The organism is Methylocystis sp. WRRC1 (assembly GCF_020733155.1).
Taxonomy (GTDB): Bacteria; Pseudomonadota; Alphaproteobacteria; order Rhizobiales; family Beijerinckiaceae; genus Methylocystis.
Window position 1 is genome coordinate 1,692,350 of record NZ_JAJFZJ010000001.1, and the last position, 25,168, is coordinate 1,717,517.

Annotated in this window: 25 protein-coding genes; 7 read left to right on the forward strand and 18 right to left on the reverse strand. The window is 64.2% G+C overall.

Going from position 1 to position 25,168, the window contains the following annotated elements:
* Window positions 1-356: 356 nt before the first annotated feature.
* The 6 genes from amoB to LG047_RS08190 all read right to left on the reverse strand — a co-directional run bounded on the left by amoB (window position 357) and on the right by LG047_RS08190 (window position 5,881).
* On the reverse strand, window positions 357-1,619 hold the full coding sequence (gene amoB / locus LG047_RS08165) for a bacterial ammonia monooxygenase, subunit AmoB (RefSeq protein WP_036287217.1): 1,263 nt from the start codon (window positions 1,617-1,619) through the stop codon (window positions 357-359).
* 165 nt (window positions 1,620-1,784) lie between these two features.
* Window positions 1,785-2,543, reverse strand: a complete 759-nt coding sequence (amoA, locus tag LG047_RS08170) for a bacterial ammonia monooxygenase, subunit AmoA (protein ID WP_036281738.1) — start codon at window positions 2,541-2,543, stop codon at window positions 1,785-1,787.
* A gap of 291 nt (window positions 2,544-2,834) precedes the next feature.
* Complete coding sequence (gene amoC, locus LG047_RS08175; RefSeq protein ID WP_084678888.1) at window positions 2,835-3,605, reverse strand: bacterial ammonia monooxygenase, subunit AmoC; 771 nt, start codon at window positions 3,603-3,605, stop codon at window positions 2,835-2,837.
* 559 nt (window positions 3,606-4,164) lie between these two features.
* Window positions 4,165-4,644 (reverse strand): 2-amino-4-hydroxy-6-hydroxymethyldihydropteridine diphosphokinase, encoded by a 480-nt coding sequence (folK, locus tag LG047_RS08180; RefSeq protein WP_227966243.1) that lies wholly within the window; start codon window positions 4,642-4,644, stop codon window positions 4,165-4,167.
* A gap of 3 nt (window positions 4,645-4,647) precedes the next feature.
* Window positions 4,648-5,496: a dihydropteroate synthase gene (folP, locus tag LG047_RS08185; RefSeq protein WP_227966244.1), complete on the reverse strand. Its 849-nt coding sequence runs from the start codon at window positions 5,494-5,496 to the stop codon at window positions 4,648-4,650.
* Between the two features lie 7 nt (window positions 5,497-5,503).
* Window positions 5,504-5,881, reverse strand: a complete 378-nt coding sequence (locus LG047_RS08190) for a 4a-hydroxytetrahydrobiopterin dehydratase (protein WP_036283691.1) — start codon at window positions 5,879-5,881, stop codon at window positions 5,504-5,506.
* 99 nt (window positions 5,882-5,980) lie between these two features.
* Between LG047_RS08190 and LG047_RS08195 the strand changes: the two genes are divergently transcribed.
* Window positions 5,981-6,949 carry a beta-ribofuranosylaminobenzene 5'-phosphate synthase family protein gene (locus LG047_RS08195; protein WP_227966245.1) on the forward strand — a complete coding sequence of 323 codons (969 nt, stop codon included), beginning with the start codon at window positions 5,981-5,983 and terminating at the stop codon, window positions 6,947-6,949.
* On the opposite strand, the gene LG047_RS08200 is transcribed toward LG047_RS08195, so the two are convergent.
* Window positions 6,946-9,252 (reverse strand): YfhO family protein, encoded by a 2,307-nt coding sequence (locus tag LG047_RS08200; RefSeq protein ID WP_227966246.1) that lies wholly within the window; start codon window positions 9,250-9,252, stop codon window positions 6,946-6,948. The two genes, LG047_RS08195 and LG047_RS08200, sit on opposite strands and share 4 nt — an antisense overlap.
* Window positions 9,253-9,329: 77 nt before the next feature.
* On the opposite strand from LG047_RS08200, the gene LG047_RS08205 reads away from it, so the two are divergent.
* From LG047_RS08205 to LG047_RS08220, 4 genes are all read left to right on the forward strand, one after another.
* Window positions 9,330-9,812, forward strand: a complete 483-nt coding sequence (locus LG047_RS08205) for a M48 family metallopeptidase (RefSeq protein WP_227966247.1) — start codon at window positions 9,330-9,332, stop codon at window positions 9,810-9,812.
* Window positions 9,813-9,917: 105 nt separating this feature from the next.
* Window positions 9,918-10,658 carry an ABC transporter ATP-binding protein gene (locus tag LG047_RS08210; protein ID WP_227966248.1) on the forward strand — a complete coding sequence of 247 codons (741 nt, stop codon included), beginning with the start codon at window positions 9,918-9,920 and terminating at the stop codon, window positions 10,656-10,658.
* Window positions 10,655-13,120, forward strand: a complete 2,466-nt coding sequence (locus tag LG047_RS08215) for an ABC transporter permease (RefSeq protein ID WP_227966249.1) — start codon at window positions 10,655-10,657, stop codon at window positions 13,118-13,120. Before LG047_RS08210 ends, LG047_RS08215 begins: the two co-directional genes overlap by 4 nt.
* Window positions 13,110-14,150 carry a lipocalin-like domain-containing protein gene (locus LG047_RS08220; protein WP_227966250.1) on the forward strand — a complete coding sequence of 347 codons (1,041 nt, stop codon included), beginning with the start codon at window positions 13,110-13,112 and terminating at the stop codon, window positions 14,148-14,150. The genes LG047_RS08215 and LG047_RS08220 overlap by 11 nt, the downstream gene beginning before the upstream one ends.
* Before the next feature lies 1 nt (window position 14,151).
* Here LG047_RS08220 and LG047_RS08225 read toward each other — a convergent pair whose 3' ends face one another.
* The 8 genes from LG047_RS08225 to LG047_RS08260 form a co-directional block, all read right to left on the reverse strand.
* Window positions 14,152-15,453, reverse strand: a complete 1,302-nt coding sequence (locus LG047_RS08225) for a glycosyltransferase family 1 protein (RefSeq protein WP_227966251.1) — start codon at window positions 15,451-15,453, stop codon at window positions 14,152-14,154.
* Window positions 15,444-15,728: a hypothetical protein gene (locus tag LG047_RS08230; protein WP_227966252.1), complete on the reverse strand. Its 285-nt coding sequence runs from the start codon at window positions 15,726-15,728 to the stop codon at window positions 15,444-15,446. Before LG047_RS08230 ends, LG047_RS08225 begins: the two co-directional genes overlap by 10 nt.
* A 10-nt stretch (window positions 15,729-15,738) precedes the next feature.
* Window positions 15,739-16,737, reverse strand: coding sequence for a hopanoid-associated sugar epimerase (gene hpnA / locus LG047_RS08235; RefSeq protein ID WP_227966253.1), 999 nt, complete (start codon window positions 16,735-16,737; stop codon window positions 15,739-15,741).
* Between the two features lie 183 nt (window positions 16,738-16,920).
* The gene (locus LG047_RS08240; RefSeq protein WP_227966254.1) at window positions 16,921-17,679 is read right to left on the reverse strand and encodes a CDP-alcohol phosphatidyltransferase family protein; all 759 of its coding nucleotides are present in this window, start codon (window positions 17,677-17,679) and stop codon (window positions 16,921-16,923) included.
* Window positions 17,680-17,920: 241 nt separating this feature from the next.
* Window positions 17,921-19,105 (reverse strand): polysaccharide biosynthesis/export family protein, encoded by a 1,185-nt coding sequence (locus LG047_RS08245; RefSeq protein WP_227966255.1) that lies wholly within the window; start codon window positions 19,103-19,105, stop codon window positions 17,921-17,923.
* Window positions 19,106-19,301: 196 nt separating this feature from the next.
* Window positions 19,302-19,733 (reverse strand): hypothetical protein, encoded by a 432-nt coding sequence (locus LG047_RS08250; protein ID WP_227966256.1) that lies wholly within the window; start codon window positions 19,731-19,733, stop codon window positions 19,302-19,304.
* 112 nt (window positions 19,734-19,845) lie between these two features.
* On the reverse strand, window positions 19,846-20,529 hold the full coding sequence (locus tag LG047_RS08255) for a hypothetical protein (RefSeq protein WP_227966257.1): 684 nt from the start codon (window positions 20,527-20,529) through the stop codon (window positions 19,846-19,848).
* 424 nt (window positions 20,530-20,953) lie between these two features.
* A complete protein-coding gene (locus LG047_RS08260; protein ID WP_227966258.1) occupies window positions 20,954-21,199 on the reverse strand; it encodes a hypothetical protein in 246 nt (81 codons plus the stop codon).
* A gap of 125 nt (window positions 21,200-21,324) precedes the next feature.
* Here LG047_RS08260 and LG047_RS08265 point away from each other — a divergent pair, with 125 nt between their 5' ends.
* Window positions 21,325-22,071, forward strand: coding sequence for an enoyl-CoA hydratase-related protein (locus LG047_RS08265; protein ID WP_227966259.1), 747 nt, complete (start codon window positions 21,325-21,327; stop codon window positions 22,069-22,071).
* Between the two features lie 6 nt (window positions 22,072-22,077).
* Here LG047_RS08265 and LG047_RS08270 read toward each other — a convergent pair whose 3' ends face one another.
* Window positions 22,078-22,563 (reverse strand): hypothetical protein, encoded by a 486-nt coding sequence (locus LG047_RS08270; protein ID WP_036283726.1) that lies wholly within the window; start codon window positions 22,561-22,563, stop codon window positions 22,078-22,080.
* Between the two features lie 149 nt (window positions 22,564-22,712).
* On the opposite strand from LG047_RS08270, the gene LG047_RS08275 reads away from it, so the two are divergent.
* Window positions 22,713-23,420 carry an SOS response-associated peptidase gene (locus LG047_RS08275; protein WP_227966260.1) on the forward strand — a complete coding sequence of 236 codons (708 nt, stop codon included), beginning with the start codon at window positions 22,713-22,715 and terminating at the stop codon, window positions 23,418-23,420.
* A 3-nt stretch (window positions 23,421-23,423) separates the two neighbouring features.
* Here the strand turns inward: LG047_RS08275 and LG047_RS08280 are convergent, their stop codons facing one another.
* Both LG047_RS08280 and LG047_RS08285 read right to left on the reverse strand, forming a co-directional pair.
* Entirely contained in the window at window positions 23,424-24,746 is a 1,323-nt protein-coding gene (locus LG047_RS08280; RefSeq protein ID WP_227966261.1) for an FAD-binding oxidoreductase, read from the reverse strand.
* A 135-nt stretch (window positions 24,747-24,881) separates the two neighbouring features.
* Window positions 24,882-25,034 carry a hypothetical protein gene (locus LG047_RS08285; RefSeq protein WP_210162337.1) on the reverse strand — a complete coding sequence of 51 codons (153 nt, stop codon included), beginning with the start codon at window positions 25,032-25,034 and terminating at the stop codon, window positions 24,882-24,884.
* Window positions 25,035-25,168 lie beyond the last annotated feature (134 nt).

The following is a 25,168-nucleotide window of genomic DNA, read 5'->3' on the forward strand; positions in this document are numbered from 1 at the left end:
AGCCGGCGCTCGCGGGAAGGACATCGGCTGCGATTCCGGGAGGAGGGTTGCGACCGCCCGCAACGTCGATGCTTTCTTTCCGCCTCGTAATCGGAAGGATCGAGTGTCGCAACCGCGATTGACCGCTACGGGCCGGCGACTTCAGTGTGGCGCCAGTTTTCCCGGAACGACACGTCATTTGTCAGGTCGGTTTGCCCTTGCCGAAGGCGCCGTTCAGGAAAATCACAAAATTGAAATAAGGGGTGAGCGACGACTGCAACCGTCGCGAATGTCTGCTTGCGTTCGTCATCGCCCTAAAAAGGAACCGGCCGGATTTTCATCCGGCCGGTCGATTGTATCAGTCGTTTGAAGGACGCTTAGGGCATATCGCCGGCGACGAACTTCGGAATGACCGGGCCGCCGATTTCGGAGGCGTAGCGCTTGCCGTCCGGCGAGAAGAAGAACAGGAGGCCGCCGATCTGGCTGTCGGTGTCGTAAGCCAGGTCAGACAGACGCTCGATGTCCCAACGGGCGTCCTGGATCTTCACGACGATCTCCTTCGCCTCGCCCGGCGCGATCGGGGTCGCGTCAACCGACAGGCCGCGGTCGGCCAGCAGGTAGTCCGGGAAGTCCGGCTTCGTCGTGAACACGTCGGGGTTCAGGAAGCGCAGGCCAGCGGCGGTGTATTCGCCGAGACGCAGCGGCTGCGACGTGTTGTTCTTCACCTTGACGTTGATCGTCAGCTCGCGGCCCGGAACCTTGTAGACGCCGCCGTTCAGCTCGGTCGTCACATTCTCCTTGCCGACGCCCACGGTGCCTTCCGTCTCGATCGGCGTCAGAGGCTTCTGCAAGCCGGCCTGAAGCGGGATCGTGCGCGGGAAGGTCGAGTTCGTCACAGCGTAACCAACGATCGTCGCGAGGATCGTCAGAGCAAGGACGATCGCGCCGATGCGGCGGTCGTCATCGCCAATGACGTCATCAGCCTTGCCTTCCGCAACGCGGATGTAGGACGTGATGATGCCCTTCCGGACGAACCAGAAGAAGATCCACGCGGCGCCAACCGCCATCCACGGCAGATGCCACGCGTAAACGCGGCTGATGCCGTAGTGCTCGAGGTCAACGGTCGAACCGTCGAGGAGCGTCACCGGGTCGGTGAAGTCCTTCATGTCGCCCTTGATCTCGATCCACTGGCCGGGTCCGATGATCGGGCCGCCGCCTTCGACGTTGATCTGGGCGTGAACGTGCCAACGGCCGGCGCGACGGCCGCGCAGGTTGATCGAGAAGGCGTAGTCCTTGCCGATCTCCAGCGACACCGAACGCGGAGCAAACTGCTCGCCGATGAACTGCGCCGTGCGGACCAGAACCGGGCCGGGCTCGCCGGCGTTCAGGAACGAAACGCGCGGGTTCGCAACGGCCTGCGGCCACGCCGAGAAGACGTGAACCTTGCCCGAAAGAACCATTTCCTCGTTGACGTTGACCGTCGTCTTCGACCACTGAACGTCATACCAGTTCAGCGTGCGCATGCGAAGGAACGCCTGCTGCGACTTCTCGCCGTGCGCCGAGGCCGGAGCAACCGCTCCAAGCGTCGCCGCCACAGCAGCCGCCGCGCCAAAGGCGGCGAGCTTGACTAGCTTTTTCATGAACAAACCTCCCAGGTTCCTCTTCCGGCCGGCGCCTCGCGCGCCAGCCGATTTTTTCATCCGCAAACCGTCAGGCCAACCCGATGGACAAACCTGATCCAGTTTGCGTTCTTCCTTTTCCAGGCGGGGACCGCGACCCTTCCGAACCGCGGACCACAGCCCGCATCAGATGGTGTCGATGACCTTGGTCGTGGAATACCAGCGACCCATGAACCACCACAGGAAATACACCATCATCGAGACGAAGCCCGAGAAGAACGCCGCAACCGGCACAACGTCCTTACCGAACGTGCGCAGCGTGCCGCGCTCGACCATGCGGATGTATTCCGGCATCGACGTGCGGACGAAGTGGAAGCCGATCAGGTCAGCAAGCGTCATCAGCTGACCATGCTGCTCGGTCGCCTGATGGAACGCCGCAATCGCCGGCCAGTTGTTCGGATAGAACAGCAGACCCCAGCCCAGCGAGCCGACAACCGCCGTGATCACGTAGGAGCCCGACAGCAGAAGGATCACGTCGAGCCAGATCGCCGGAACGATCAGAGCAGACGGGAACACCAGGCTGATCGGGAAATACGTCCAGCCCCAGAAGTTGACGTAGCGGTTGATCCACTCGCCGATCAGAAGGCCCAGAGCCGCGAAAACGGCGCCGAACGGAAGACGGAAGTTGACCCACCAGAAAGCCTGCGACGCCGCGCAGAAGGTCACGCCCAGAATCGGCACGACCGTCGGCCACATACGACGATCCTTCCAGTCAACCCAGAAGTCCCAGTCGCCCGCCGTCAGCATGAAGTGGACGTGATAACCGCCGAGAACGGCGAAAAACAGCAGAACAAGAAGCATCCAGTCGACCGTCTGAACGCAACCCGCCGCCTCGGCGACGGAGTTGAACGGTCCGACCGCTCCCCCGCTTTTCGATTGTGACATCACTCTTCTCCTTGGTGTTTCTCGAGCGCTTCAAAACGCGCGAGTTTCTTTTTGCGACCAGACCGAAGGCTCTTCGCTCCCCGGACCGGCTCCCGGACGGCGCTCCAATGACGTCGTCCAGATCCCCTTCCACCCCGCGTTCCCGCGGCGTCTCTCTTTCGTGAACCCGAATTCAGGCCAAACTCCAGGAAACCGTCGCCGCCAGGCGAGCAGCCAAACCCCGCAAATTGTCCGAAACTTCAGGTCCGCCGAGAAAACCGCCCGCGCGCTCGGCGCGGGCGGCCATCGTCATTACTCGGTCAGGAGCTTGACGCCTTCCTTGCCGACGAGGGCATGGATGCGCATCAGGATCTGAAGGACGACGCCGAACACGCCCAGAGCCATCCAGCCGAAGAACACGAAGCCCCAGTGAAGCGGAGCAACGAACAGCTCTTCCATGAACCAGAAGGTGTGGCCCCACTCATTCAGGCCAACGTTCGGGATGATCATGAACGGGCCGATGGCGACGATCAGGAACGCCAGCGAGTAGCCATGAGCAAAATACGGAATGCGGGTCTTCGCATAGAAGAACGCGCCAACCGCGATAACCGAGTAGATCGGGTAGCTCATGTAGAACTCGATGATGTGCGACGGCGTGAAGTCCGTGTCGCGAATCACCGTCATGTGCCACGTGCCGTCCTGCTCCGTGAAGAACGAAGCGCCCCAGTAAATGGCGATGCCGTAAACGACAAGCCACTGGACCAGGACAACGAGACGGCGCATCTCTTCACGAGGCGTAACAGCGTCGACGTTGCGGTCGCGGGTCTTCCACAGATAGCCGGCAAGGCCGAGGCCCGAAACCAGCTCAAGCGGAATCTCCGTCCACAGGATCGACATCCAATACGTCTGGAACTCCGGAGCGAACGAGTCCAGACCCGCGCGCCAGCCAAAGACCTGCTCGTAAATGCGAACGATCAGATAGAACACGTTCAGCAGCACGAGGCCAATCCACATGCCACGCAGATCGACTACGGATTCTACTTCTGCAGCTGCGCCAGCAGCCGCGCTTGTCGTCGAGCTCATATTTTAACTCCTCCTATGTGCTCCCAGGGATATGCGCGTGACCGGTATCGCTCCGCCTCCCAGAACAGAGCTGCTTCGTCCTCGTTTTCGTAAACGTTGGGCGCAACCTATCTCAGTAGATCCGCGCCTCACCGCCCTTGTCTTGCCGCAGCCTTCCAAAAATCCAGCCCGAAGATCGAAACCCTCAAACCAAACCCTGGCACAGCCGCTTGTTGTTATCGGACGAACACCGACGTCGCCGCCTAAGACAAAGCCCAAAACAGACCCTCTCGGACCAGTTCAAAGACCCCGCTTAGCGTGGCCCAACAATTCCCCCTCCCCAAATTAATCACAATATCCCTTGGTATAGCTAAAAACTGTCTATCGAATAGTCAGTGCAACCCCAGTGGATAGGAGAAAAACTACCCTTTGGGGCTGAAAGCCGACAAGAAGGGCTCTTTCTGTGACACCGCAAAAAGCTGGTGAACTCGGTTGAAACAAACAATTATGAAGACATTTCCGATACCGCCCGGCGAACGATGCTGCAATGCGGTATTCCCAGCCATCCGGGGTGGGGTCGTTAACCCTCTTCCCACGGCCTGACGCCGGCCCTCTCCACCGCCTGCAGGGCATCTGCGATCGGCGCGCCATCGAGCACAAGATCGGGCGCGATCTCCGCCAGCGGCAAAAGGACAAAACCGCGCCCGAACAGCTCCTTATGCGGCAGGGTGAGTTCGGGGTCGTCGAGGGTGTGATCGCCCAGAAACAGGATATCCACGTCGATCAGCCTCGGCCCCCAGCGGCGGCTCGGCTCACGCCCCATGTCGGCCTCTATTTTCTTGACGGCGGCCAGCAGCTCATAGGGTGAGAGCTTCGTTTCGCCGATCGCGCAGGCGTTGGCGAAATCGCCCTGGTCGGTATCGCCCCAGGGCGGAGTGCGGTAGATGCGCGACACCGCAGAGAGCTGCGCGATCTCCCGTGATTCCAGGAGGCCGAGCGCCCGCCGGATATTGGCCGGCTTGTCGCCGATATTGCTGCCGAGACCGAATCCCACCCGCATGAGTCACTCCCGCTCCGGCGCGCCGCGCAACGCCGAAAACACCTCGAATGCGGCCCGATGCTCCAGGACGTCATGGACCCGGAAGATCTGCGCGCCATCGCCCGCCGCGATGAGATTCGCCGCCAGCGTCCCAATCAGCCGCCCCTCGACAAGGCCGTCGGGCAGGCCCTTGAACAGGGACTTGCGCGAAACGCCGATGAGAAGCGGGAACCCCATGCGCAGCAGTGTAGGGATCGCCCTAAGCGCCTCGTAGTTCTGCCGCCGGCTCTTGCCGAAGCCGATTCCGGGATCGAGCGCCACATGCGCCTCCGGCACGCCGGCGCGCCGGGCGATGTCGAGCGAGCGCTCGAAGAACCGCTGCATGTCGGCGACGATGTCGATCTCGGGGTCGGCCGTCTCGCGATTGTGCATGATGACGACGCCCGCGCCGGCCTCGGCGATGGCGGGCGCCATGTCGGGATCGCGCTGGAGGCCCCAGACGTCGTTCACCACGCCCACGCCGACGGCGAGCGCCCGTCGCGCCGTCGCGACTTTATAAGTGTCGATCGACACCGGAACGCCCGCCTCCCGCACCAGCGCGGCGAGCAGCGGTTCGAGCCGCGCCCATTCCTCCCCGGCGGGGACGGGCGTGTGGCCCGGTCTGGTCGATTCGGCGCCCACGTCGACAATGTCGGCGCCGTCGGCCGCGAGCTTCCTCGCCTGCGCCAGCGCCGCCTCCTTCGAGACGAACAGCCCGCCGTCGGAGAAGGAGTCCGGCGTGACGTTGACGATGCCCATGATGACCGGGCGCTTGCCGATGGGCGCGAAGAAACGGTCGCGCGCAGCCGCGATCGTCGCCCGGTCGAAGGTCATGGCCGTCTCAATTGTCATATTTGATATAGGCGAATCGCTGATCGTGCTCGGGCGTGCCTTCCAGCGCCCCGCCGGCCTGGCCGGGTCGCCAACAGACCACTTCCTCGATCTTCCGGGCGAGTTCGAAGTCCTTGTCGGTAATGCCCTTCGCGGTGTGGGTCATAAGTTTCACCTCGACCCAGGCGTAGGACGCGGCGATGTCGGGATGGTGCCACGCCGCCTCCGCGAGATGGCCGACGGTGTTGATGACCATCAGCGTGCCCTTCCAGCTGTGGGTCTTGTACTTGCGGCGGATCCAGCCGTTTTCATATCGCCAGTGGGGAAGCTCCAGCTCCAGACGGGCGAGGACCTCGTTCTCCGGATAGGCGCGCTCTTCTTTCGACATTTCCGTCTCCCTGCCGGCGACCCCGGCTCAACTTCTTTCACCTGAGGCAGATATAGCCTAAACCGGCGCGAAGTCTTGCTCGATCGGTAAGGGAGCGACATGTCGGCACAGGCAAGCGTCACGGCCACGGCGCGGCTGCATCTCGGTTTTCTCGACATGAACGGCGGTCTGGGGCGCAAGTTCGGCGGCCTCGGCCTGTCGCTGGACTCGCCTGCGACGCGGCTGACGCTGACGCGGGCGCCCGCCAATCGCGTCGAGGGGCCGGAAAGCGAGCGGGCGGCGCGACTTCTGGAAAAGGCCCAGGCGGCGCTCACGCCGGATGCGCGCCATTCGCTCGTCGTGCATGAGGCGATTCCCGCCCATTCGGGATTCGGCTCCGGCACACAGCTCGCGCTCGCCGTGGCGGCGGCGCTGCGGCGGCTCGAGGATTTGCCGCACGACCCCGCGGCCGACGCGGCGATGACGTCGAGAGGCGCGCGCTCGGGACTGGGCGCGGGACTCTTCGCAACGGGGGGCGTCGTGGTGGACGGCGGCCGCGGGCCGCAGACGAAGACGCCGCCGGTGATCGCCCGGGCGGAGTTTCCCGAAGACTGGCGCGTGCTGCTGGTTTCGGATCCGACCGCGGTCGGGCTGCATGGATCGGACGAGCGCGAGGCCTTCGCGACCCTGCCGCCCCTGAGCGAGGCCGCCAGCGGCGAGCTTTGCCGTCTCGTGCTGATGCAGGCGCTGCCCGCGCTGGCGGAGCGCGAGCTTGCGCCCTTCGGCGCCGCCGTGACGCGCATTCAGGAGATCGTAGGCGACTATTTCGCGCCCGCGCAAGGCGGGCGGCGCTACACGAGCGCGAAAGTCGAGCAGCTCGTCGCAGGGCTCCTTGCGGAGGGCGCGACCGGCGTCGGCCAGACTTCGTGGGGGCCGACGGGCTTCGCCTTCGTCGAGAGCGAGGCGGCGGCGCGGCGCCTGGTCGAGCGCTTCGCGGCGGCGGCGCGCGCGCAGGAGCTGGCGCTCACGATACACAGCGGGCTGAACCGGGGAGCGAGGATCGAAGCGGTCTACGCGAGGATCGCCTAATTGCCGGCGATCTCCCTCAGCAACCCCCGAATCGGCTGGAAGGCGAAGCGCACCTCGTGCTGGCCTTCCGGAATCGCCACGGCGCGGAACATGACATTGGCGCGCAGGATCGGCGCCTCTTCGCCGTCGAGCGTCGCGAACCACCAGGGATGCCAGACGTCGTTGAGCACCAGCCAGCCGCCGCCCGGCGGGGCATGGGTTTCGATCGTGACGTCCGTATTGCCATAGGAAACGATTCGCGCCCGGGCGGCGTCCGGCGACATGTCCTTGCGTGAATGGCAGAGCGGCGGCTCCTCCAGCAGAACGGTCTCGCGGTAGTCGGCTTCCGGCCATTCGCCGCTTTCGAGCATCTGCCTGAAATCGACGTGCATGGCGCAGGTCGCGACCTGCGCGCGCGGCAGGGCGGTCTTGTTCTCGTAGATGTGGACCTTGCCGATCTGAGTGAGTTCGACGAGATCGCCGGGTTTGTAATGTTCGTCGATCTGCTCGACCGGCGCGCCCGTCGCGATAAAGCGCAGCCCCAGCATGTCGGACATGGGAGAGCGATAGGCCGGATAGAGTTTCGAGAATTCGCGCTGCTCGGGCAGCGCGAGATGGTCGCCGGCGCCGGTCGCGTCCTCGAGGATTTTGAGCCGGATCGGATTATAGCCGAGGTCATGGTCGAGCCCGTGGACCAGCGTCGCATTCGGCCAATGGAAGTCGATCGCCGCAAGTTCGATCCGGTCGCGCCGGTCGGGCGCCGCGTTTTCCTTCAGCTTCTCGCGCAGGAACGCCATCACCGGATCTTTCGAATCGGCGCGCAGCACATCGAACTGCGCGGGCGGCAGGGCGGTCGATTCGTTGGGGCCGTTGCCGACGGCGAGATCGACGGTCATCAGAGCGGCGACGACGCCGAGCAGGGCGCCGCCGCGCAATTTGCCCGCCGCGGTCGCCAGAACGAGCATGATCGCGAGCAAGGCGAAGAGCGCGCTGATTGCGAGCGGCTCGATGGCCTGGGCCAGATGGTCCTTCGCAATCGCGACAGCGGCGGCGAATGCGAAGAGCGCGAGCATCCCGCCCATGAGCCGGAGCGCGCGCGGTTTCACTTCGCCGCGCTCGATGAGGCTGAATCCGTAGCCGGCGAGAATCGCCAGCGTCACGCCGAAAGGAAAGGTCGCGTCGGCGGGCCGGCGCCAAAGATCGACGCCCGGGATGTGATAGAAGAGCTGAAAGGCGGGCGTAAAACGGCCGAGCGCATAGAGCGCGAAGAAGATCGCGGCGCCGGAGAAGAAACGCGCCTCCCTGTCGGCGAAGAAGCGTCCGCCCAGCGCCGCGATGATCGCGGCGAGCGTCAATTCGCCCGCGTAGATGTCCGTCATGTTGCGGGCGAGGAAAATATCGGTCGTCCCGAAGACCGCGGCCGGCGGCCCCCAGAAATCCTTCAGCGGTCCATTGGTGCCGAAGATGTTCGCGGAGATGAGCGTGAGGAACGAGCCCGGCGGCAGCGAGCCCTTGTGCGCGCCCTCCAGATCGATTTCCGGCCGGTTGGAGTTCGCGGCCAGCTCCAGCGTGAAGGCGAGCGGCGCGGCGATGATGGCGCTTCCGACGGCGGCGCCTGCAAGAAGCGGCGCGAGCGCGGTGAGGATCGGCTCCTCGTCGGTCGCGACGCGGTAGAGCGCATAGGCGGCAAGCAGCAGGACGCTCAGATAGGCGACCTGATCGCGCCCGAGCACAAGGAAAGCCGCGACAGCGCCCGCCGCCGCGCCATAACCGGCGGAGCGCCGGTCGAGCGCGCGCGCCAATAGCCAGAGTGTGACGGGAAACCACGACAGGCTCATCACCTGGCCCGTGTGTTGAATCCGCCAGGCCGCCGAGCCGCCGAAGGCGAAGACCAGCGCGGCGAGCAACGCCCCCGCCGCACTCCATCCGCGATCGCGGAAATAGGCCATCAGCGCGAGACCGCCCATGCCGAGCATGCCGAAGACGATGGCGTCCTCCAGCACGAAGGAAGGCTCGGGAACGAGCGCCGCGGCGACGAGGAAGAAAGGCGAGAAGATCAGCGACTGCGGATCGGCGATCTGCGGCATGCCGGCGAAGACGTTCGGCGTCCAGAAGGGCGACTGGCCGGAATGCAGCGCATGGGCAAGGAAGGCGAATTGCGGCAGGAAATGCGCCTTGGAGTCCCAAGGGATGGTGACGCGGCCCGAGAGCCACGGAAAGGCGAGCATGAGCCCGCACAGAACAAAGAGCCCCGCCGCAATTGCATAAGGCTCATGGTCGAGCGCCCGGCGGTCGACCGTGTCGTTTTCAATTTCCTGCGCCATGGCCCGCGTTAATAGCTCCTCTACGCCGCAGCGCAAAATCGGCCGCGAACTGGCGCCGTGTTTGCGACGCGGCATTTATGACTGATATTTTCAAGGAAGCCGAAGGCGTGGACTTCGGCGTATTGCCCGGACCTGTCGACACGCTTTTGCAGCAGGGCGTCGTCGCCTATCGCAGCGACCGGATTCGCGCGGACCGCCTCTTCCGCGCGGCCCTCGATCTCGCGCCCGAGGCCCTCGCCGCTTATTATTGTCTCTACAAAATCCACACTTACATGGGCAATCTCGACATGGCGCGGAGCATGGCTCTCGCCGGCATGGAGGAGGCCGCGCGTCAGGCTGGCTGGCCGAGCGATCCGCAGCTTTGGCCGAAAGATCAGTCGCAAGCGGAAGGACCGGCGCGTTTCGCGCTCTTCACGCTCAAGGCGCTGAGCTTCATCGAGTTGAAACGCGGCGCCCGCAACGTCGCGGAGGGGCATTTGCGAACGCTCGCCGCGCTCGATCCCGCGGGCAGCGTCGGCTGGCCGGTCATCGCCGCGCTGGCGCAAGGCGCGGCGGCATAGGCTCGCGTGTCCGAAATTGTCATGAAGACGACATGACGGGGACTGTGCTTTCAGCCTTCTTCGACTAGATAGCTGCATGCGCGCCGCCCGGCGCCCGCGTCTGGTATGAAAACAAAGAAGAAGGCCACAGTTTTGACCATCGTCGCCGGCGGGAAAGCGCGGCCGTCCGTCTCAAGTCACTCAAAGCTTCTGCGCGTAAAGGGCCTGAGAAAATCCTACCCCACGCCTCAAGGTCCGCTCCCCGTGTTGCGCGGCGTGGATATTTCGCTGGAGGCGGGAGAGACCCTCGCGCTGATGGGCGAGTCGGGCAGCGGCAAGAGCACGCTGCTGCATCTCGTCGGCGCGCTCGACGACGCGGACGACGGCGAGATCATCCTCGACGGCGTCGACATCACGCGCCTTTCCGAAACCGAACGCGCGGCGCTGCGGCGCGAAACGATCGGCGTCGTCTTTCAGCAGTTCAATCTTGTCGCGAGCCTCACGGTCTCCGAAAACCTCGCCTTTCAGGCGCGGCTCGCGGGGCGCTACGATCCCGCATGGCAGGAGGCTCTGACGCGGCGGCTCGGTCTCGAAAAGCTTCTCGCGCGCTACCCCGAGCAGCTCTCCGGCGGCCAGCAGCAGCGCGTCGCCATTGGCCGCGCGCTGGCCGTGCGGCCCAAACTGCTGCTTGCCGATGAGCCTACCGGCAATCTCGACGAGGCTGCGGGCGACGACGTCCTGGCGCTGGCGCTCGAACTCGTTGAAGAGACCGGCTGCGCCTTTCTGATGGTTACGCACAGCGCGCGCCTTGCGCAAAGGCTCGAGCGTCGGGAGACGCTTGTGGCGGGGACGCTCGCTTCGTCATGAGGCAGACGCTCTGGACGCTCGCCGCGCTGCTGAGCCACTGGCGCCGGCATCCCGCCAATCTCGCGACGCTCGTGGTCGGCCTCGCCGTCGCGACGGCGTTGTGGAGCGGCGTGCAGGCGCTGAACGCGCAGGCGCGCAGGAGCTACGACAGCGCGGCGGCGGTTTTCACAGGCGGCGGAACGCAAAATCTCGTCGCCGTGCGCGGCGGGCTGTTCGCGCAGGAGCTTTTCGTCAAGCTGCGTCGCGCGGGCGTGAAAGTCTCGCCGGCGCTCGAGGGCGCCGCGCGGGTGAATGAAAAAAACTTTCGCCTGATCGGCGTCGAGCCGCTGACCCTGCCGATGGCGTCGACGCTCGCGCCTTTGCGCGAAACAAAGGAAGCGACGAATATTCTCAGTGGCGAGGGACGCAGTTTCGCCTCGAATCAAACGCTGCGCGATCTGCGTCTCGATGAAGGCGCGCGGGTCACGACGGAGCGCGGGTTCACGCTGCCGCCGCTGGTCGCGATGGAGGAGGCGCCGCCCGGCGCCATCGTGGTTGACATCGGCGCCGCGCAAAAGGCGCTCGACAGGGCGCAACGGCTCTCGCGTCTCATCGTCGATGGCGAGACGAGGGTCGACGCGGCGAGACTCGGCGAGATCGCGGGCGACGCGCTGCGAATTGTCGAACCCGACGAGGAAAGCGACCTCTCCCGCCTGACCGACAGTTTCCATCTCAATCTCACAGCCTTCGGCCTTCTCGCCTTTCTCGTCGGCTTTTTCATCGTGAACGCCTCGTTCGGTCTCGCTTACGAGCAGCGCCTTCCGATGGTGCGCACCCTGCGCGCGCTTGGCGTCCCGGCGCACGGGCTGATCGCGGCGATGCTGATCGAGCTTCTCGTCTTCACACTGCTCGCCGGCGGCGCGGGGTTGATCTGCGGCTATTTCATCGCCGCCGCGCTGTTGCCGGACGTCGCCGCAAGTCTCGAAGGGCTCTATGGCGCGCAGGTCTCGGGGCGCCTCGCGCTCGACGCGCGCTGGTGGCTGTCGGGTTTCGCCATGGCCGGGGCCGGCGCGACGCTCGCTGCTGGGAGCGGCCTTTCCAAGACCCTGCGCCTGCCCGTGCTCTCCGTCGCGCGGCCCATCGCCTGGCGCGAGGCGCATCATCGTTATCTGCGCCGGCAGGGAGCCTTGGCGACGCTTTCGCTGATTGCAGCTGTGCTTGCGTGGCGCAGCGCCGACACGCTCGAAGCGGGCTTCGCGGTCATCGCATTCGCCCTGCTCGGCGTCGCCCTGCTGCTGCCGGTCGCGCTCGCCGCCCTGCTGCGCCTCGGCGAAAGGCTCGCGCGCCATCCGCTGGCGCGCTGGTTCTTCGCCGACGGGCGACAGGAGATCGCCGGGCTCTCGCTCGCGTTGATGGCGCTGCTATTGGCGCTCGCGACGAATATCGGCGTCGGCGGCATGGTCGAAGGGTTTCGCCGGACCTTCACGGCCTGGCTCGACGAACGGCTTGTCGCGGAAATCTATTACGAGGCCGCGACGCCGGCCGACGCGCGCGAAATCGAGGACTGGGCGCGCGGTCGGCCGGAAGTCGCCGCGATCCTTCCCGTGTGGCGAACGAAGACTCGCATCGCCGATTGGCCGGTCGAGGTGATGGGAATGGCGCCGCATGAAACCTATGCCGCGCATTTTCCGTTGATCGACTCTCGACAGGACGCCTGGCGCGCGCTGCGCGACGAAGACGCCGTGATGATCAGCGAGCAGCTTGCGCGCCGGCTCGGCGTCTCGCTGGGCGAAACGATCGACATTCCGACGCCGAACGAAAACTGGCGCGCGAGGATCGTCGGCGTCTTTCCCGACTATGGCAATCCGAAAGGCCAGCTGCGCGTGGATCACGCGCGTCTCGCGCAACATTTTTCCGACGCTTCCGGCGTTCACTACAGCCTTCGCGTCGCGCCCGGAAAGATCGCTGCGGTAATGGAGGACATGCAGGCGCGCTTCGGCGCGAAAATCGCGCGCATCGTCGACAACGCCGAGGTCAAGAAAATCTCGACCGACATTTTCGAGCGCACCTTCACCGTCACCGCCGCGCTCAATACGCTCACCCTGATCGTTTCGGCCATCGCGCTTTTCGCGAGCCTTCTGACGCTGAGCAATTTGCGCCTCGCGCAGATCGCGCCGGTCTGGGCGGTGGGCGTGACCCGGCGCCGCCTCGCGGCCCTGGAGCTGCTGCGCATTCTGCTATTTTCCGCCGGCGCCGCGGCGCTCGCCATTCCGCTCGGCCTCTTCATGACATGGGCGCTGGTCGCAATCGTCAATGTCGCGGCTTTCGGCTGGCGCCTGCCGATGCATGTCTTTCCGGCGCAATGGGCGCAGGTGTTCGTCGTTGCGCTGCTCACCGCCCTCCTCGCCGCTATTGCGCCCGTCGCGCGGCTTGCGCGAAGCGCGCCTGCGGAATTGCTGAAGGTCTTCGCCAATGAAAGGTAGGACCGTCCTGTTGCTCGCCGCGCTTCTGCCTCTTCCCGCGCAGGCGCAGGTCTTCGACGGATTGCGTTCGGGCGCGCCGGGTTTCGAACTTCCGCATCCGGGAACGGCGCTCCTCTTTCCGAAGGATCACGGCGCGCATCCGCGTTTCCGCAATGAATGGTGGTATCTGACCGCCAATCTGAAGGGGGACGACGGCGCCTCATATGGCGTGCAATGGACGTTGTTTCGCCATGCGCTCGAACCCGGTTCCGGCGACGGCTGGGACGACCGCAACATATGGATGGCGCATGCGGCCGCGACGAGCGCGGAGGAGCATGTTTTCGCGCAGAAATTCGCGCGGGGCGGCGTCGGTCAGGCCGAGGTGATCGCCGCGCCATTTCACGCCCATATCGACGACTGGTCCTTCGAGGCGCCGGATGAAGCCTTTACGCGAGCGCGCGTTCTGGCGCGCGCGCCGCAATTCTCCTACGACCTCGAACTGAAAAGCGACGCGCCTTTCGTGCTGCAGGGCGAAGGCGGCTACAGCCGCAAATCGGAGAGCGGGCAGGCTTCGTATTATTACAGCCAGCCGTTCTTCACGGTCGGCGGAACGCTTTCCCTGCGCGGCCGCGCGGTGAAAGTCACGGGCCGCGCCTGGATGGACCGGGAATGGAGCAGCCAGCCGCTTGCGTCCGACCAGAAAGGCTGGGACTGGCTTTCCCTGCATCTTGCGGGCGGCGAAAAGCTGATGCTGTACCGGATGCGCGGCGCGCGGCTCTTTCTGCTGGGAAACTGGATCGCGGCGGATGGCGAGACGCATCTGCTCGCCGCCAACGATATTTCCCTGGAGCCGCTCGCGCAGACCGCGATCGGCGAGCGCAGCGTCCCGACGCGCTGGCGCGTGAAGGTCAAGAGCCGCGGCCTCGACATAGCGACGACGCCGCTCAATGCGCTCAGCTGGATGGGGACGAATTTTCCCTATTGGGAAGGGCCGATTTCATTCAGCGGCTCGCAGAATGGCGAAGGCTATCTGGAAATGACCGGCTACTGACTCACAGGGTCGCCAGAAAGCGCTCGATCGATTCGATGAAGCCGTCCGGGTTATTGGCGATCTTCGTCGCCTTCATCCGCGCCATCGTCGCCGCGCGGCGCGGCGAATCGGGCGCAGCGTAGTCGCGAATCGCCTGCATCCAGCCCAGTCCGTCGAGAGGATCGAGGTAGTCGGGCGCGTCGCCTCCCACCTCGCGAAACACGTCGAGATTCGAGGCGATCACGGGCACGCCCGCGATCAGCGCCTCCGCGACCGGCAGGCCGAAGCCCTCGCCGAAGGAGGGCATCAACAGCGCGCGGGCGCCTCCCATGAGACGGCGCAGGCCCGGCGTCGAAAGGCCGCCGGCCTCGATCACATGGGCGCGCAAGGCGGGGCTGCGCGCCATCATGTCGATAACCGCTTCATTGAGCCAGCCGCGCTTGCCGACGACGACGAGCTTCGGCGCCGCGCCTTTCCTCACGAGTTCGCGCCAGACATTGAGCAGCAGCAGATGGTTCTTGCGCGGCTCGATCGTGCCGCAGACGACGAAAAAATCGACGCCCGCGAGTTCCTCGGGGGGCGCGAGCTGTGTCTCGAAAATGGGCGAGACCGGCAGGCGCGTGACGCATATCGGAAGGTCGGCGCGGCCGTTTTCGGCGGCGAAGGCTGCAAGTCGTCGGGCGACATCCTCCGCGCTGACGACGACGCCCGAAGCGAAGCGGCAGATGTTGCGGTTGCGGCGCGGATGAAGCGTCGCCTCGATGGGGCGGAAAAACTCCGGGAAATCGACTGGCAGCAGATCATAGACGACGCAGACGGGCTTCACGTCGGGCCGCGCGTCGAGCCAGCGCACATACCACGGCCGGTCGAGCAGAAACTGCGTGGCGTTGAGATAGATCGCGCCCCGCGGAACCTCCGCGAGCGGCCGGCCGAGATGAAACGCCCAGTCGCGCATGGCGCGCCAGTTGCGCGCGACGCGCTCGAAACCCGGCCTGCGTTCCAGCCGGACCTGCGCGGCGCTCGCGCTGTCCGCGGATTTCAGCGCCGCGACGATCGATCGGTAGACGGCGTCCTGCGCGGGATCGCCGTCTTCTCGCCAGTATGATTCGATCGCCCGCACCGTCTCTAGCGCCCTGGCGGCGTCGGTGAGGCGCGGACCAAGCGCCGTGCAGATGAGCGCGCCGGCGCCCGGCGTCGAAAGAAAATGCCGCGCGAGCGCGAAATCAATTCGGTCGATGCCGTTCGGCGAAGGGTTGAGCGCGCGCGTGACGAGTCGCGTGACGTCGTAGACGACGGGGAGGTTTCGTTGAGGCGTCAACGACATTTCAACTGCCCGGACTGGCATTTCCACGTCTCGATCGCGTCATTTGCGTCGCGAACCGCCCTTTGGCTCTCGGCGTCGATGCAGGCGCGATATTTGAAAACGGTGGCGATATAGGCCTGCATCTCGGCCTCGCAGGCGGCGATTTCCTTCTCCGTCTCTGCCGTGTCGATACAGGGGGGGCGGAAAGGCGGAGCGCAATGGGTGAACCCCTGCGCAAGCGACGGCGTCGCCGCGACGCCGAGGAGGAGGGCCAGGACCATGCGCGATCGGGTCATGGCCGCGCGCTTACCCCTTCCGGCCGCCCGAATCACGAAACCAGCGCACGGCGTCCTCGATCGCGGCCTCGGCTGGCCGGGTCTCGTAACCAAGTTCGGCGCGAGCCTTGCTGTCGTCGAAAAACATGCGGGTCTCGGAAAGACGCAGGCTCTCACGATTGAGGAACGGCTCCGATCCCGTCAGGCGCGCCGCCCATTCATTCGCATAGGCGAGAGGGATGAGCGGGGCATAGGGCACCCGGAAGCGTGGCCCGGGCCGCCCGGTGATGCGGGAAATCTCGGTCAGGAGATCACGCAAAGTCAAGTTCTCGCCGCCGAGAATATAGCGCTCGCCAATAACGCCACGTTCGAGAGCCGCGAACTGACCGGCGGCCACATCGTCGACGTGAACGATATTCAGCCCCGTCTCCACATAGGCCGGCATGCCGCCGCGCAGCGCCTCGGAAACGATTCGCCCGGTCGGCGTCGGCCTCAGATCTCCGGGCCCCAGGGGCGCCGAGGGGCAGACGATCACCGCCGGCAGGCCCTCCTTCTCAATCAACTCCTCGACGATCCGCTCGGAGAGAATCTTGCTCCGCTTATAGGCGCCGATCGCCTTTTCGGGCGGCAAACGGCTCACTTCGGTACAGACGCCGTCATTGTCCGGCGCCAGCGTCGCAACGCTGCTGGTGTGGACAATTCGCTCCACGCCAGACCGCAACGCCTCCCGCATCACGGTCTCGGTCCCGCCGACATTGACCGCCATCACGGGCGTCGGGTCCGGCGCCCAAAGGCGGTAGTTGGCGGCGAGGTGGAAGAGGAAGCGGACATCCGCCATGGCGCGGCGGACGCTGTCGCGATCCGTTATGTCGCCTTCGATTATTTCGCATTCAGGCGGAATATTGTCACGCCGGCTGCGCGGGCGGACGAGAACGCGCACCCGGTAACCTTTTCGAAGCAGCAGCCTGACGACCGCTCCGCCGATAAATCCGCTTGCGCCGGTTACAAGAGCTCGATCGTTGGGATTCATTCTTCCAGAGCGCCACAGCTGTTTCGAAGGACTATGGCGCCTTCACAACACCAAGACCATGCATAGAACAGGACCGGAAATTGGGCCAGCTTGGCCGTTTTGCAAACAGCTTGCAAACATGGTTTTACGGGAAACGACGCATGTCCGCTATTTTGAGTGCGGCGGCTATGACAAGATTTGAAATTATTGGGGCGCCGGCTCCGCGAGATCCTGCTTCGCCATTTCGAAATGCGCGTTCTCGTCACGCGTCGGGGCTTTTGCTGAAGCTTTCTTTTTGTCTTCGGCGCTGAGTTCGTCGCGCTGCATGCGAGCCAGATCGTTCCGGACGATGAAGACGAAGATGAGGAAGGTGCAGGCGGACAGGGCGCCGATCACGACATCGAGCGCCACGAAGGACATGATCCGGCCGGTCGTGATCCCCGGCCCGAACCAGCCCGCGAACAGCGCCCAGCAGGCGACGAGAATTCGGAACTCGGTCGCGCCCATGCCGCCATAGGACAGGCGATGAATGCTTTCGGTCACGACACGAAGATAGGTGTAGGAGCTCATCAGCAGATAGAGCGAGAGCACGAGAAGCGACGACGCGACCGTAAAGAAGGGGGAAGCCCCAAGGCCGACGACTATGAGCGTCTGCGCGATTAGATCGGCAGAATGGTCGACGAAATAGCCGTAATGGGGGCGCTCGATCTTTCGGTAGCGCGCCAGCGTCCCATCGAGCGAATCGCCGAACCAGTTGAGGAACAGACCGAAGACGACAGCGACAAGAAACCAGTTCGACCACCAGCAGGCGACAAAGCCTGCGGCCGTCAGCACGGCCCCGAGCAGGCCGATCCCTGTCAGATGGTCCGGGGTAACGAAGCTCGGCAACCTGCGGACCAGCGCCGCAAGGGCGGCGCGCTCTGCGATAGCCAGAAAACTATCGTTGATTCTTACGTTGGCCACGACGCCCTCTCCTGGAACAACGCATGAAATCGAACCAGCCGTCGATCATATCGGCAAAGAGATGTCTCGATCGAAAAAACGGCGGCAGTCGCTTCGCAGACTTCCGCACCGGAGTTCTTTTCGACTTTGCCTCTCGCCCGACCCATGGTCAAGAAATTATTGCCTCGTAGACACATTTTTTGTGTCTCCTCTAGCTTTGCAGTTCACTGTTTTTCTTCAACTTGTCTCAAGCCGAGCGTTTTCAGTTCAGATAACGGCTGACGAGAGCGCCCTGGATCGCCGGCTGCGACATCATCTGCACGAGCTGCATCAGCTTTCCGATCTCGGCGATGGCCGCGTTCGACACATAGACAATGTCCTTGTCCCGGATCGCGAAGCGGCGCGCCGCGAACATAGCGGACGGATCACGCATGTTCAGGTGATAGGCCACCGGAACCTGTTGAGCTTTCAGCAAATTCGGGGCCACGTTCGGAAATTCCCGAACCACGCTCGACGGCTCGTAGCGAAGAATGAAGACGCCGTCCGGATCAGCGCGGCTGTCCATGAGGCCGCCCGCCTTGCCAATCGCCTCCTCGAGGCTGAGACCGCGCGCGTCGAAGGTCAGGACGGAATTCTGACCCGTCGCGCCGGCGACCGTAAAGGTCGGAGGCGTGCGCTCGATGGTGAGGATATCGCCCGGCCGGACATAGATATCTTCCCTGGGGTTCGTCAGCAGGGCCTGAATGGGCGCGCGCGCCGAGCGATTCCCGCGGGTCAGGGTGACGTAGGTCTCATGCACCGGCGAGCGATAGCCGCCGGCCGCCGCGATCACGTCCATGATTCGGTCACCGCGCTGGGAGAGCGGCACGCGGGCGCCATTGGCGACCTCGCCTGTAACCGTCGCAGTGTTGCTCACGTTTTGGGCGACCGTGACGAGGGCCTGCGGTTCAATGGCCTTGCCCCGGAGGCGCTCGACGATCGCCGCCTCGACCTGCTGCTGGGTCTTGCCGCCGACCTGGATTCGTCCAGCGTAGGGCACGGTCACGGAACCATCCCGCGCGACGATCTGATTGGGGATGCTGGACGCGCGCGACCCGGGATTCACATGGCCGGCGTCGGCTGCGGAGAAGAGCCCGCCCCCTGCGGCCTCCCACACCGTGATCTGAATGGCGTCGCCCACGCCGATGACCGGGGAGACAGGCGGGCGGTAGTCGCCGAACAATCCATGCAGGGTCGGCGGCGCGCGACGGGCAAGAACGTCGAGGGAGAAACTGTTGATTTCGACAAAGGCGAAAGGCGGCTGGCCTTCCTCGGCCGGCGAGTAAACGCTCTTCACGAACGCGTCGCGGGACGGGCCGCTGGCCGGAAACATGCCGCAGCCGCCCAGAATCGCAGCGACCGCGAAGACGGCAAGGCGCTTGAGGCGAATGAGATGGGTGGTTTTCAATGTCGCTCCAACTTAACTTCGCCACGGCCCCGAATGAACGGCGCAATCTAACCGATGCCGCCCCGCCTTTCTATTGTCGTGAGCCGTCAATGAGATACAGAGAGGTCATTCGTCGGTTTCTGTGGCCAATATGCCACAAATCGACCGGGGCGCGATTGCAGATTCGCTGGCTTTTCCACCTATCGTAGAAAAAAGGTTATTTCATTCTTACGTCAATTTTTAGCGATAACGCCTCTGCGCGCCTGGCGGGCATGGGCGCAAAATCGGCCGCCTGATGGAATGAACCGGGAGCGCCGCGGAATACCAGCACCCCGTCCTCGGAAACGTAGATGTCGTTTTTGCGCAATGTCGGATCGCCGAGGATCGAGCGAAGGGTCTGCTCCGCCGCTTGCGGAGCCAAGGCGCGCCGATCGGCCGCGCTGGAATGGGCGAGATAGTCCTGATAGGCGCGAGCCGCAAAGGCCTCGTAGCGCAACCGCGCCCGCTCGACGCGCGCCCGCCATGCCTCGCCCGGCGAGGTCTCGTAGGAGAGCGAAAAATTGCCCCCCTCCGGACGATCCGTCGCGCCCGCCCCCGCCGCCTGGAGCGTGGCGGCAAGAAACAGGATCGTGGCGAGAAAGGAGCGCATACGGGGACAATTCACGCCCCGCAAAAAGGTTCCGGCAAGAAATGTCGCACTCGAGGATTTTAGCGCGCCCCGAGCGCCACGATCGCGCTTTCCGGCCGCGCGGCGGGGAGCGTCAGTCCTCCCGCCCCGACGCCGCAGCGATCTTTCGGCCGTCGAGGAAAAGCTTGGCGACGAGGCCGATCACGGTGAAGAAGCCCAGCGCCATGATCGCGACGTCGATCGCGGGCAACCGGTCGTCGAGACTCTCCGGCACGCCGAGCGCCACCGCAATGAAGGGCCAGAGCGCCAGAAGGACGCGGAACTCCGTCACGCCGATGCCGATATAGGCCATCTGTTCGACGTGCCGGGTCGCGGCGCGAATATATGTGTAGGACGAAAACAGAAGATAGCAGACCAGGATGATCGTCGCCGAACGAAAGGTCAGATAGGGCGAGAATCCATAGGCGAGAATGATGAGCAGGTGCGAAAACAGCTCAGCGAGATGATGCGCCATCCCCGCCCGCGGCAACTCCGCGCCGTTCAACCGGGCGAGCGGGAGATCGAGCGAAAGCCCGAGCCAATTCATCGTCATGGCCGCCGGAATGAGCCAGATCAGCCAAGGGTAGCTATTCGCGCCGAAAAGCGCTCCCGCAACGATCGCCGCGGCGCTTGCGCCGAAAAGCGACAAGTGCGAGGGCGTGACCCAGTGGGGAAGGTCCCGCACGATCTCTTGCAGAAAACGCTGTTCAAGCCCGTTCAGGAAGCTTTGGCCGCGCCGAAAAGGGTCTCCCACGAGCCATCTGACGATATCGTCCATTCTCAGCCGCCTCACTCGCAGACTTCGAATCGGGGAACAGCATAGACCAAGATGCGCCTCCGGGCGGATTTAGGCCAGACGCATGCATCATGCTTCATTAATATTTTCCTCGGGGCAAGGCAAGGGCGGGCGTGTCTTGTGACGGGCTTCGAAGCCCCGGAAGAAGTCGAATCCGAGCGGTAAATAAAGGTTAAGCTCCCGCCGGTATACAATTATTTGAATTGTTAACCTCGTTTGGGAGCGCGGCTTTGCTTCATTTTGAAATCTCGGAGGAATTTCGCGTGAGGAAGGCGCCGGCCGCTGAGCCGACCCCGGGCTCCCGGGCCGTTTTCTCCGCCCGGGCCCGCGCGAAACGTGACGCACGGACACGCAAGTTATTGAGCGCGCTTGTTCTTTTCTCCACTCCCCTCCTTGCCTACAAGGCTCAGTTGTGGGGACGGCCGCCATCCGGCGCGGCCAATGCGGCCAATATCGTCGCCTCGGTCGCAAAACGGAAAGCTACGACCCCAACGGCGCCCGTGGCGGAGATGGCGAAGCGCCCCGCGCGCGAGGAAATCGATTTCACCGCGACCAGCGCGACTTGCCCCTCCGCCGCCGCTGATCCGTCGAATTGCGGCGGCGCCGCGAGAAAGGCGAAGCGCCAGACCCGAAAGCGGTTTCCGGGGTTCATTCGCTGAGAAGCGCCCCGTCCCCGGCTCCCTCTGCGTCCGAAAACTCTCACACAGGCGCGCCACAGGCTTTTCGTTTATGCTCTGACCGACGCGCCCTGCTTCGGCGCATCGCCGGAGGCCGCCCATGTCCGACAAAGTTCAAGTTTCCCGCGCGGATGGCGTCCTGCGTCTCGTGCTTGACCGCCCCGACAAGAAAAACGCCCTCGACCGCGAGATGTATCGCGCGATGATCGGCGCGCTTGAGGCGGCGCGCAGCGACATGGACGTCCGCGTCGTGGTCTTCACCAGCGCGGCGGCGGATTTCACCGCCGGCAACGATCTCGCCGACTTCCGCGATTTTCTCGAAAACCCTCAGGATTTTCCGGCGCTCGCCTTCGTGCGCGCCCTCGCGTCCTTCGAAAAGCCCATGGTCGCCGCCGTGACGGGCGATGCGGTCGGGGTCGGGACGACCATGCTCTTTCACTGCGATCTGGTCTACGCCAGCCCCGACGCCCGTCTTCGCATGCCCTTCATCGACCTCGGCCTCGTGCCGGAAGCGGCGGCGAGTCTTCTCGTCCCGCGCCGTGTCGGCATGGCCCGGGCGTCGCAATTTCTCCTTCTGGGAGAAGCTTTTACCGGCGAAGAGGCGTTTCGGCTCGGCGTCGTCAACAGCCTTGCGCCGCCGGAGGCGGTCGACGCGACGGCGATGGAGGCGGCGCGGCGTCTCGCCCGAAAGCCCGCCGAGGCCCTACTCGCTGCACGCCGCCTGATGCGCGGAGATCCGGCCGAAATTCTCGCGCGCATCGAGGAAGAGGCGGCGCTGTTTGCAAGGGCCCTGTCCTCGCCGCAGGCGCGTGAGCGCCTGGCGGCATTTTTTTCGCGGCCGAAGTAGTTGCGGTCAGCCTTCTAGATTGGCGTAATTGACGAGGCGGGAGGCGCGGATAAGGATAATTCGCATTTTTTCGCCCGCGCGCATGCAGGTGTTCGTCACCCGCTCCATGTCCTGCGGCACGCCATTTCGGAAATGCAGCCGGACCGAGGCGACGCTCGCGAGCGCAATGACGTCGAGTTCGGCCACGAAGGTCTCGAATCGCCGCCGGAACGAGGGGCTCAGCTGCTCATAGGCGGAGAGCGCCGAATGGCGGCCCGCGAGCTTCGACTTGCGGAAATATTCCTGATAGCTGACCGGCCGCCAGGCGCACAGGTCCTCGAGCAGCTCCGGCATCTGCGGAATCTGCTCCAGTATCATGACCAGTTCATTGAAAAGGTTGAGATAGTCGTTGGCGAGACCCGAGACCGGATTGACGAGCGTCTTCGACTGCAACTCCTCGACCGCTTTTTCGCGCGTCTGCGTCGGCTCGATGAGTTGCACGTCCAGATTCATGAGTTCTCACCAAATGCTAGTGTCACCTTGCCGGTAATCTCATAATAAATCCTTGATGGCGCCCTCCGCCTGACCTCGCGCAATTGTAGAAATTCACGGGGTTTCCGCGCGAGCGGGCGAGGCTGCGACGCTTCTCCGGGATAAGCGACATGTGCGGAAGATATGCTCTCACTTCGGCGCCGGAAGCGTTGCGCGCCCTCTTCGCCTATGAGGAAAACCCCAATTTTCCGCCGCGTTACAATATCGCGCCGACCCAGCCTATCCCCATCGTGACGCTCACGCGCGAGCCCGGCGGCGAGCGGCGTCGTCATTTTCACCTGGCGCGCTGGGGCTTCCTGCCCGGTTTCGTTAAGGACATTCGCGACTTTCCCCTCATCATCAATGCGCGGTCAGAGACAGTCGTCGGGAAAGCAAGTTTCAGGGCCGCGATGAAGCGGCGCCGCTGCCTTGTTCCGGCCGACGCCTATTACGAGTGGCTGAAGCTCGGCGCCGGACGCAAGGTCGAGCGCCGGCCCTATCTTTTCCGCCGAGCGGACGGAGCGCCGATGGGGCTTGCGGGACTCTGGGAGACCTGGTCCGGCGCTGACGGCTCCGAAATCGACACCGCTTGCGTCCTCACCACCGCCGCCAATGGCGCGACGGCCGCCATTCACGACCGCATGCCGGCGATCATCGAGCCCGCCGATTTTTCCGCCTGGCTCGACTGCGACGAGATTCGCGCCAATGAGGCCGCCGAATTGCTGAAGCCCGCAGCCGACGACGTTCTGACGTTTTTCGAGATTGGACCCGAAATCAACAAGGCGTCGACAGACGGACCCCGATTGCAGGAGCCCTTGCGGCGCTCCCTGCTCGACTGAAGTTTACAGGAGCTTGCCCGGATTCAATACGCCCCGCGGGTCGAGCGCCGCCTTCAGCGCGCGCATCACGTCGAGCGCGACAGGGTCTTTCACCCGCGCCAGCAGATCGCGCTTCATCCGGCCAATGCCATGCTCGGCGGAAATGGAGCCGCCGAATTCATGCACGAGGCCGTGCACGATTTCATTCATCTCGTCCCAGCGGGCGAGGAAGGCCGCCTTGTCGCCGCCGACGGGCTGCGAGACGTTGTAATGAATATTGCCGTCGCCCATGTGGCCGAAGGGAACCGGCCGCGCCTGAGGAAAATGCGCGGCGATGCGCCGTCCGGCTTCCGCAATGAATTCGGGAATGCGGTCGACAGGCACGGAAATGTCGTGCTTGATCGAGCCGCCCTCGCGCTTCTGCGCGTCCGACATGCTCTCCCGCAGTCGCCAGAGCGCAGCCGCCTGATCGAGGGACTGGGCGATGGCGGCGTCGAGCGCGAAGCCCTCGTCGATCGCCTGCGAGAGCGTCGCGGCGGCGATGCGTTCCGCTTCTCCCTCGGCGAAGCCAGCGATTTCGACGAGAGCATACCACGGGTGAACAGCACTGAGCGGATCGCGCGCGCCGGGAATATGGCGCAGCACGAGGTCCATGCCGATTCGGGGGACGAGTTCGAAGGCGTGCAGGCCCGGACCGGCGCGCTCCTTCACGAAACCCAGCAGCGACAGCGCCTGCGCGGGATCGCTCACGCCCAGAAAAGCGACCGCGCGCGAACGCGGGCGCGGGAAAAGCTTCAGCGTCGCGGCGGTGATGACGCCAAGCGTGCCCTCCGAGCCGACGAAGAGCCGCGTCAGGTCATAGCCCGTATTGTCCTTGCGCAATTTGCCGAGTGTGGACAGCAGTCGCCCGTCGGCGAGCGCGACCTCCACGCCGAGCGCGAGGTCACGCGCCGCGCCATAGGCCAGCACATGCACGCCGCCGGCGTTGGTGGCGAGATTGCCGCCGATGGTGCAACTTCCTTCGGACGCGAGCGACAGCGGAAAATAGCGATCGACCGATTCCGCCGCGTCCTGCGCCCGAGCCAGAGTGACGCCCGCTTCAAGCGTCATCGCGTCCGAACGCGGATCGACGTCGCGAATACGATCCAGTCTTTGCAGGGAGAGCAGGATTTGCCGGCCGCTCGAATCAGGCGTCTGTCCGCCGACTAGTCCGGTGTTGCCGCCCTGCGGCACGACGCCGACGCCATGCGCATTGCAGAGCGAAAGCACTTGCGCGACTTCCAGCGCATCTTTCGGTTTGACGACACAACGGGCGCGGCCACGATACAGGTCGCGCGGTTCGGACATAAACGCGTCCATGGCCGCCGGTTCATCGATTACGGCGGTCCTGCCGACGATCGCCGCAAGGCGATCGGGCAATTCGGGCGCGTCAGACCAATCAGACGAGAGAGTCAGTATAGGCGCCCTTTTTTTGACATGCCCTTAGTAGTGACGACGACGGGCTCTCGCATCTTTCTTGCGGGCATAGACGTAAGCGCGGGCCGCAACGGGCGCGCTTGCGAGGATGACACTGCACAATGTTGCGGCGATAAGCGCATTCATCATGACCATCTCCTTCCAGTTCTCGAAAACCACTTGGATTTCCGGTTACGCTGGACCATCTCGCAAATCCTATGCCTGTTTTTTCCAGTCGGCAACAGGCTTTGCAATGGGGTCCGAAAATTCCAATTCTTTCACCTCCCGTGTGACATTCTCGGCACAGCAAACTT

Bases quoted from the DNA above. Each gene is read 5' to 3' on its own strand.
- amoB (WP_036287217.1), bottom strand. From the start codon at position 1,619: ATGAAAAAGCTAGTCAAGCTCGCCGCCTTTGGCGCGGCGGCTGCTGTG.
- amoA (WP_036281738.1), bottom strand. From the start codon at position 2,543: ATGTCACAATCGAAAAGCGGGGGAGCGGTCGGACCGTTCAACTCCGTC.
- amoC (WP_084678888.1), bottom strand. From the start codon at position 3,605: ATGAGCTCGACGACAAGCGCGGCTGCTGGCGCAGCTGCAGAAGTAGAA.
- folK (WP_227966243.1), bottom strand. From the start codon at position 4,644: ATGCGGGTGGGATTCGGTCTCGGCAGCAATATCGGCGACAAGCCGGCC.
- folP (WP_227966244.1), bottom strand. From the start codon at position 5,496: ATGACCTTCGACCGGGCGACGATCGCGGCTGCGCGCGACCGTTTCTTC.
- LG047_RS08190 (WP_036283691.1), bottom strand. From the start codon at position 5,881: ATGTCGAAAGAAGAGCGCGCCTATCCGGAGAACGAGGTCCTCGCCCGT.
- LG047_RS08195 (WP_227966245.1), top strand. From the start codon at position 5,981: ATGTCGGCACAGGCAAGCGTCACGGCCACGGCGCGGCTGCATCTCGGT.
- LG047_RS08200 (WP_227966246.1), bottom strand. From the start codon at position 9,252: ATGGCGCAGGAAATTGAAAACGACACGGTCGACCGCCGGGCGCTCGAC.
- LG047_RS08205 (WP_227966247.1), top strand. From the start codon at position 9,330: ATGACTGATATTTTCAAGGAAGCCGAAGGCGTGGACTTCGGCGTATTG.
- LG047_RS08210 (WP_227966248.1), top strand. From the start codon at position 9,918: ATGAAAACAAAGAAGAAGGCCACAGTTTTGACCATCGTCGCCGGCGGG.
- LG047_RS08215 (WP_227966249.1), top strand. From the start codon at position 10,655: ATGAGGCAGACGCTCTGGACGCTCGCCGCGCTGCTGAGCCACTGGCGC.
- LG047_RS08220 (WP_227966250.1), top strand. From the start codon at position 13,110: ATGAAAGGTAGGACCGTCCTGTTGCTCGCCGCGCTTCTGCCTCTTCCC.
- LG047_RS08225 (WP_227966251.1), bottom strand. From the start codon at position 15,453: ATGTCGTTGACGCCTCAACGAAACCTCCCCGTCGTCTACGACGTCACG.
- LG047_RS08230 (WP_227966252.1), bottom strand. From the start codon at position 15,728: ATGACCCGATCGCGCATGGTCCTGGCCCTCCTCCTCGGCGTCGCGGCG.
- hpnA (WP_227966253.1), bottom strand. From the start codon at position 16,737: ATGAATCCCAACGATCGAGCTCTTGTAACCGGCGCAAGCGGATTTATC.
- LG047_RS08250 (WP_227966256.1), bottom strand. From the start codon at position 19,733: ATGCGCTCCTTTCTCGCCACGATCCTGTTTCTTGCCGCCACGCTCCAG.
- LG047_RS08255 (WP_227966257.1), bottom strand. From the start codon at position 20,529: ATGGACGATATCGTCAGATGGCTCGTGGGAGACCCTTTTCGGCGCGGC.
- LG047_RS08260 (WP_227966258.1), bottom strand. From the start codon at position 21,199: ATGAACCCCGGAAACCGCTTTCGGGTCTGGCGCTTCGCCTTTCTCGCG.
- LG047_RS08265 (WP_227966259.1), top strand. From the start codon at position 21,325: ATGTCCGACAAAGTTCAAGTTTCCCGCGCGGATGGCGTCCTGCGTCTC.
- LG047_RS08270 (WP_036283726.1), bottom strand. From the start codon at position 22,563: ATGAATCTGGACGTGCAACTCATCGAGCCGACGCAGACGCGCGAAAAA.
- LG047_RS08275 (WP_227966260.1), top strand. From the start codon at position 22,713: ATGTGCGGAAGATATGCTCTCACTTCGGCGCCGGAAGCGTTGCGCGCC.
- LG047_RS08280 (WP_227966261.1), bottom strand. From the start codon at position 24,746: ATGTCCGAACCGCGCGACCTGTATCGTGGCCGCGCCCGTTGTGTCGTC.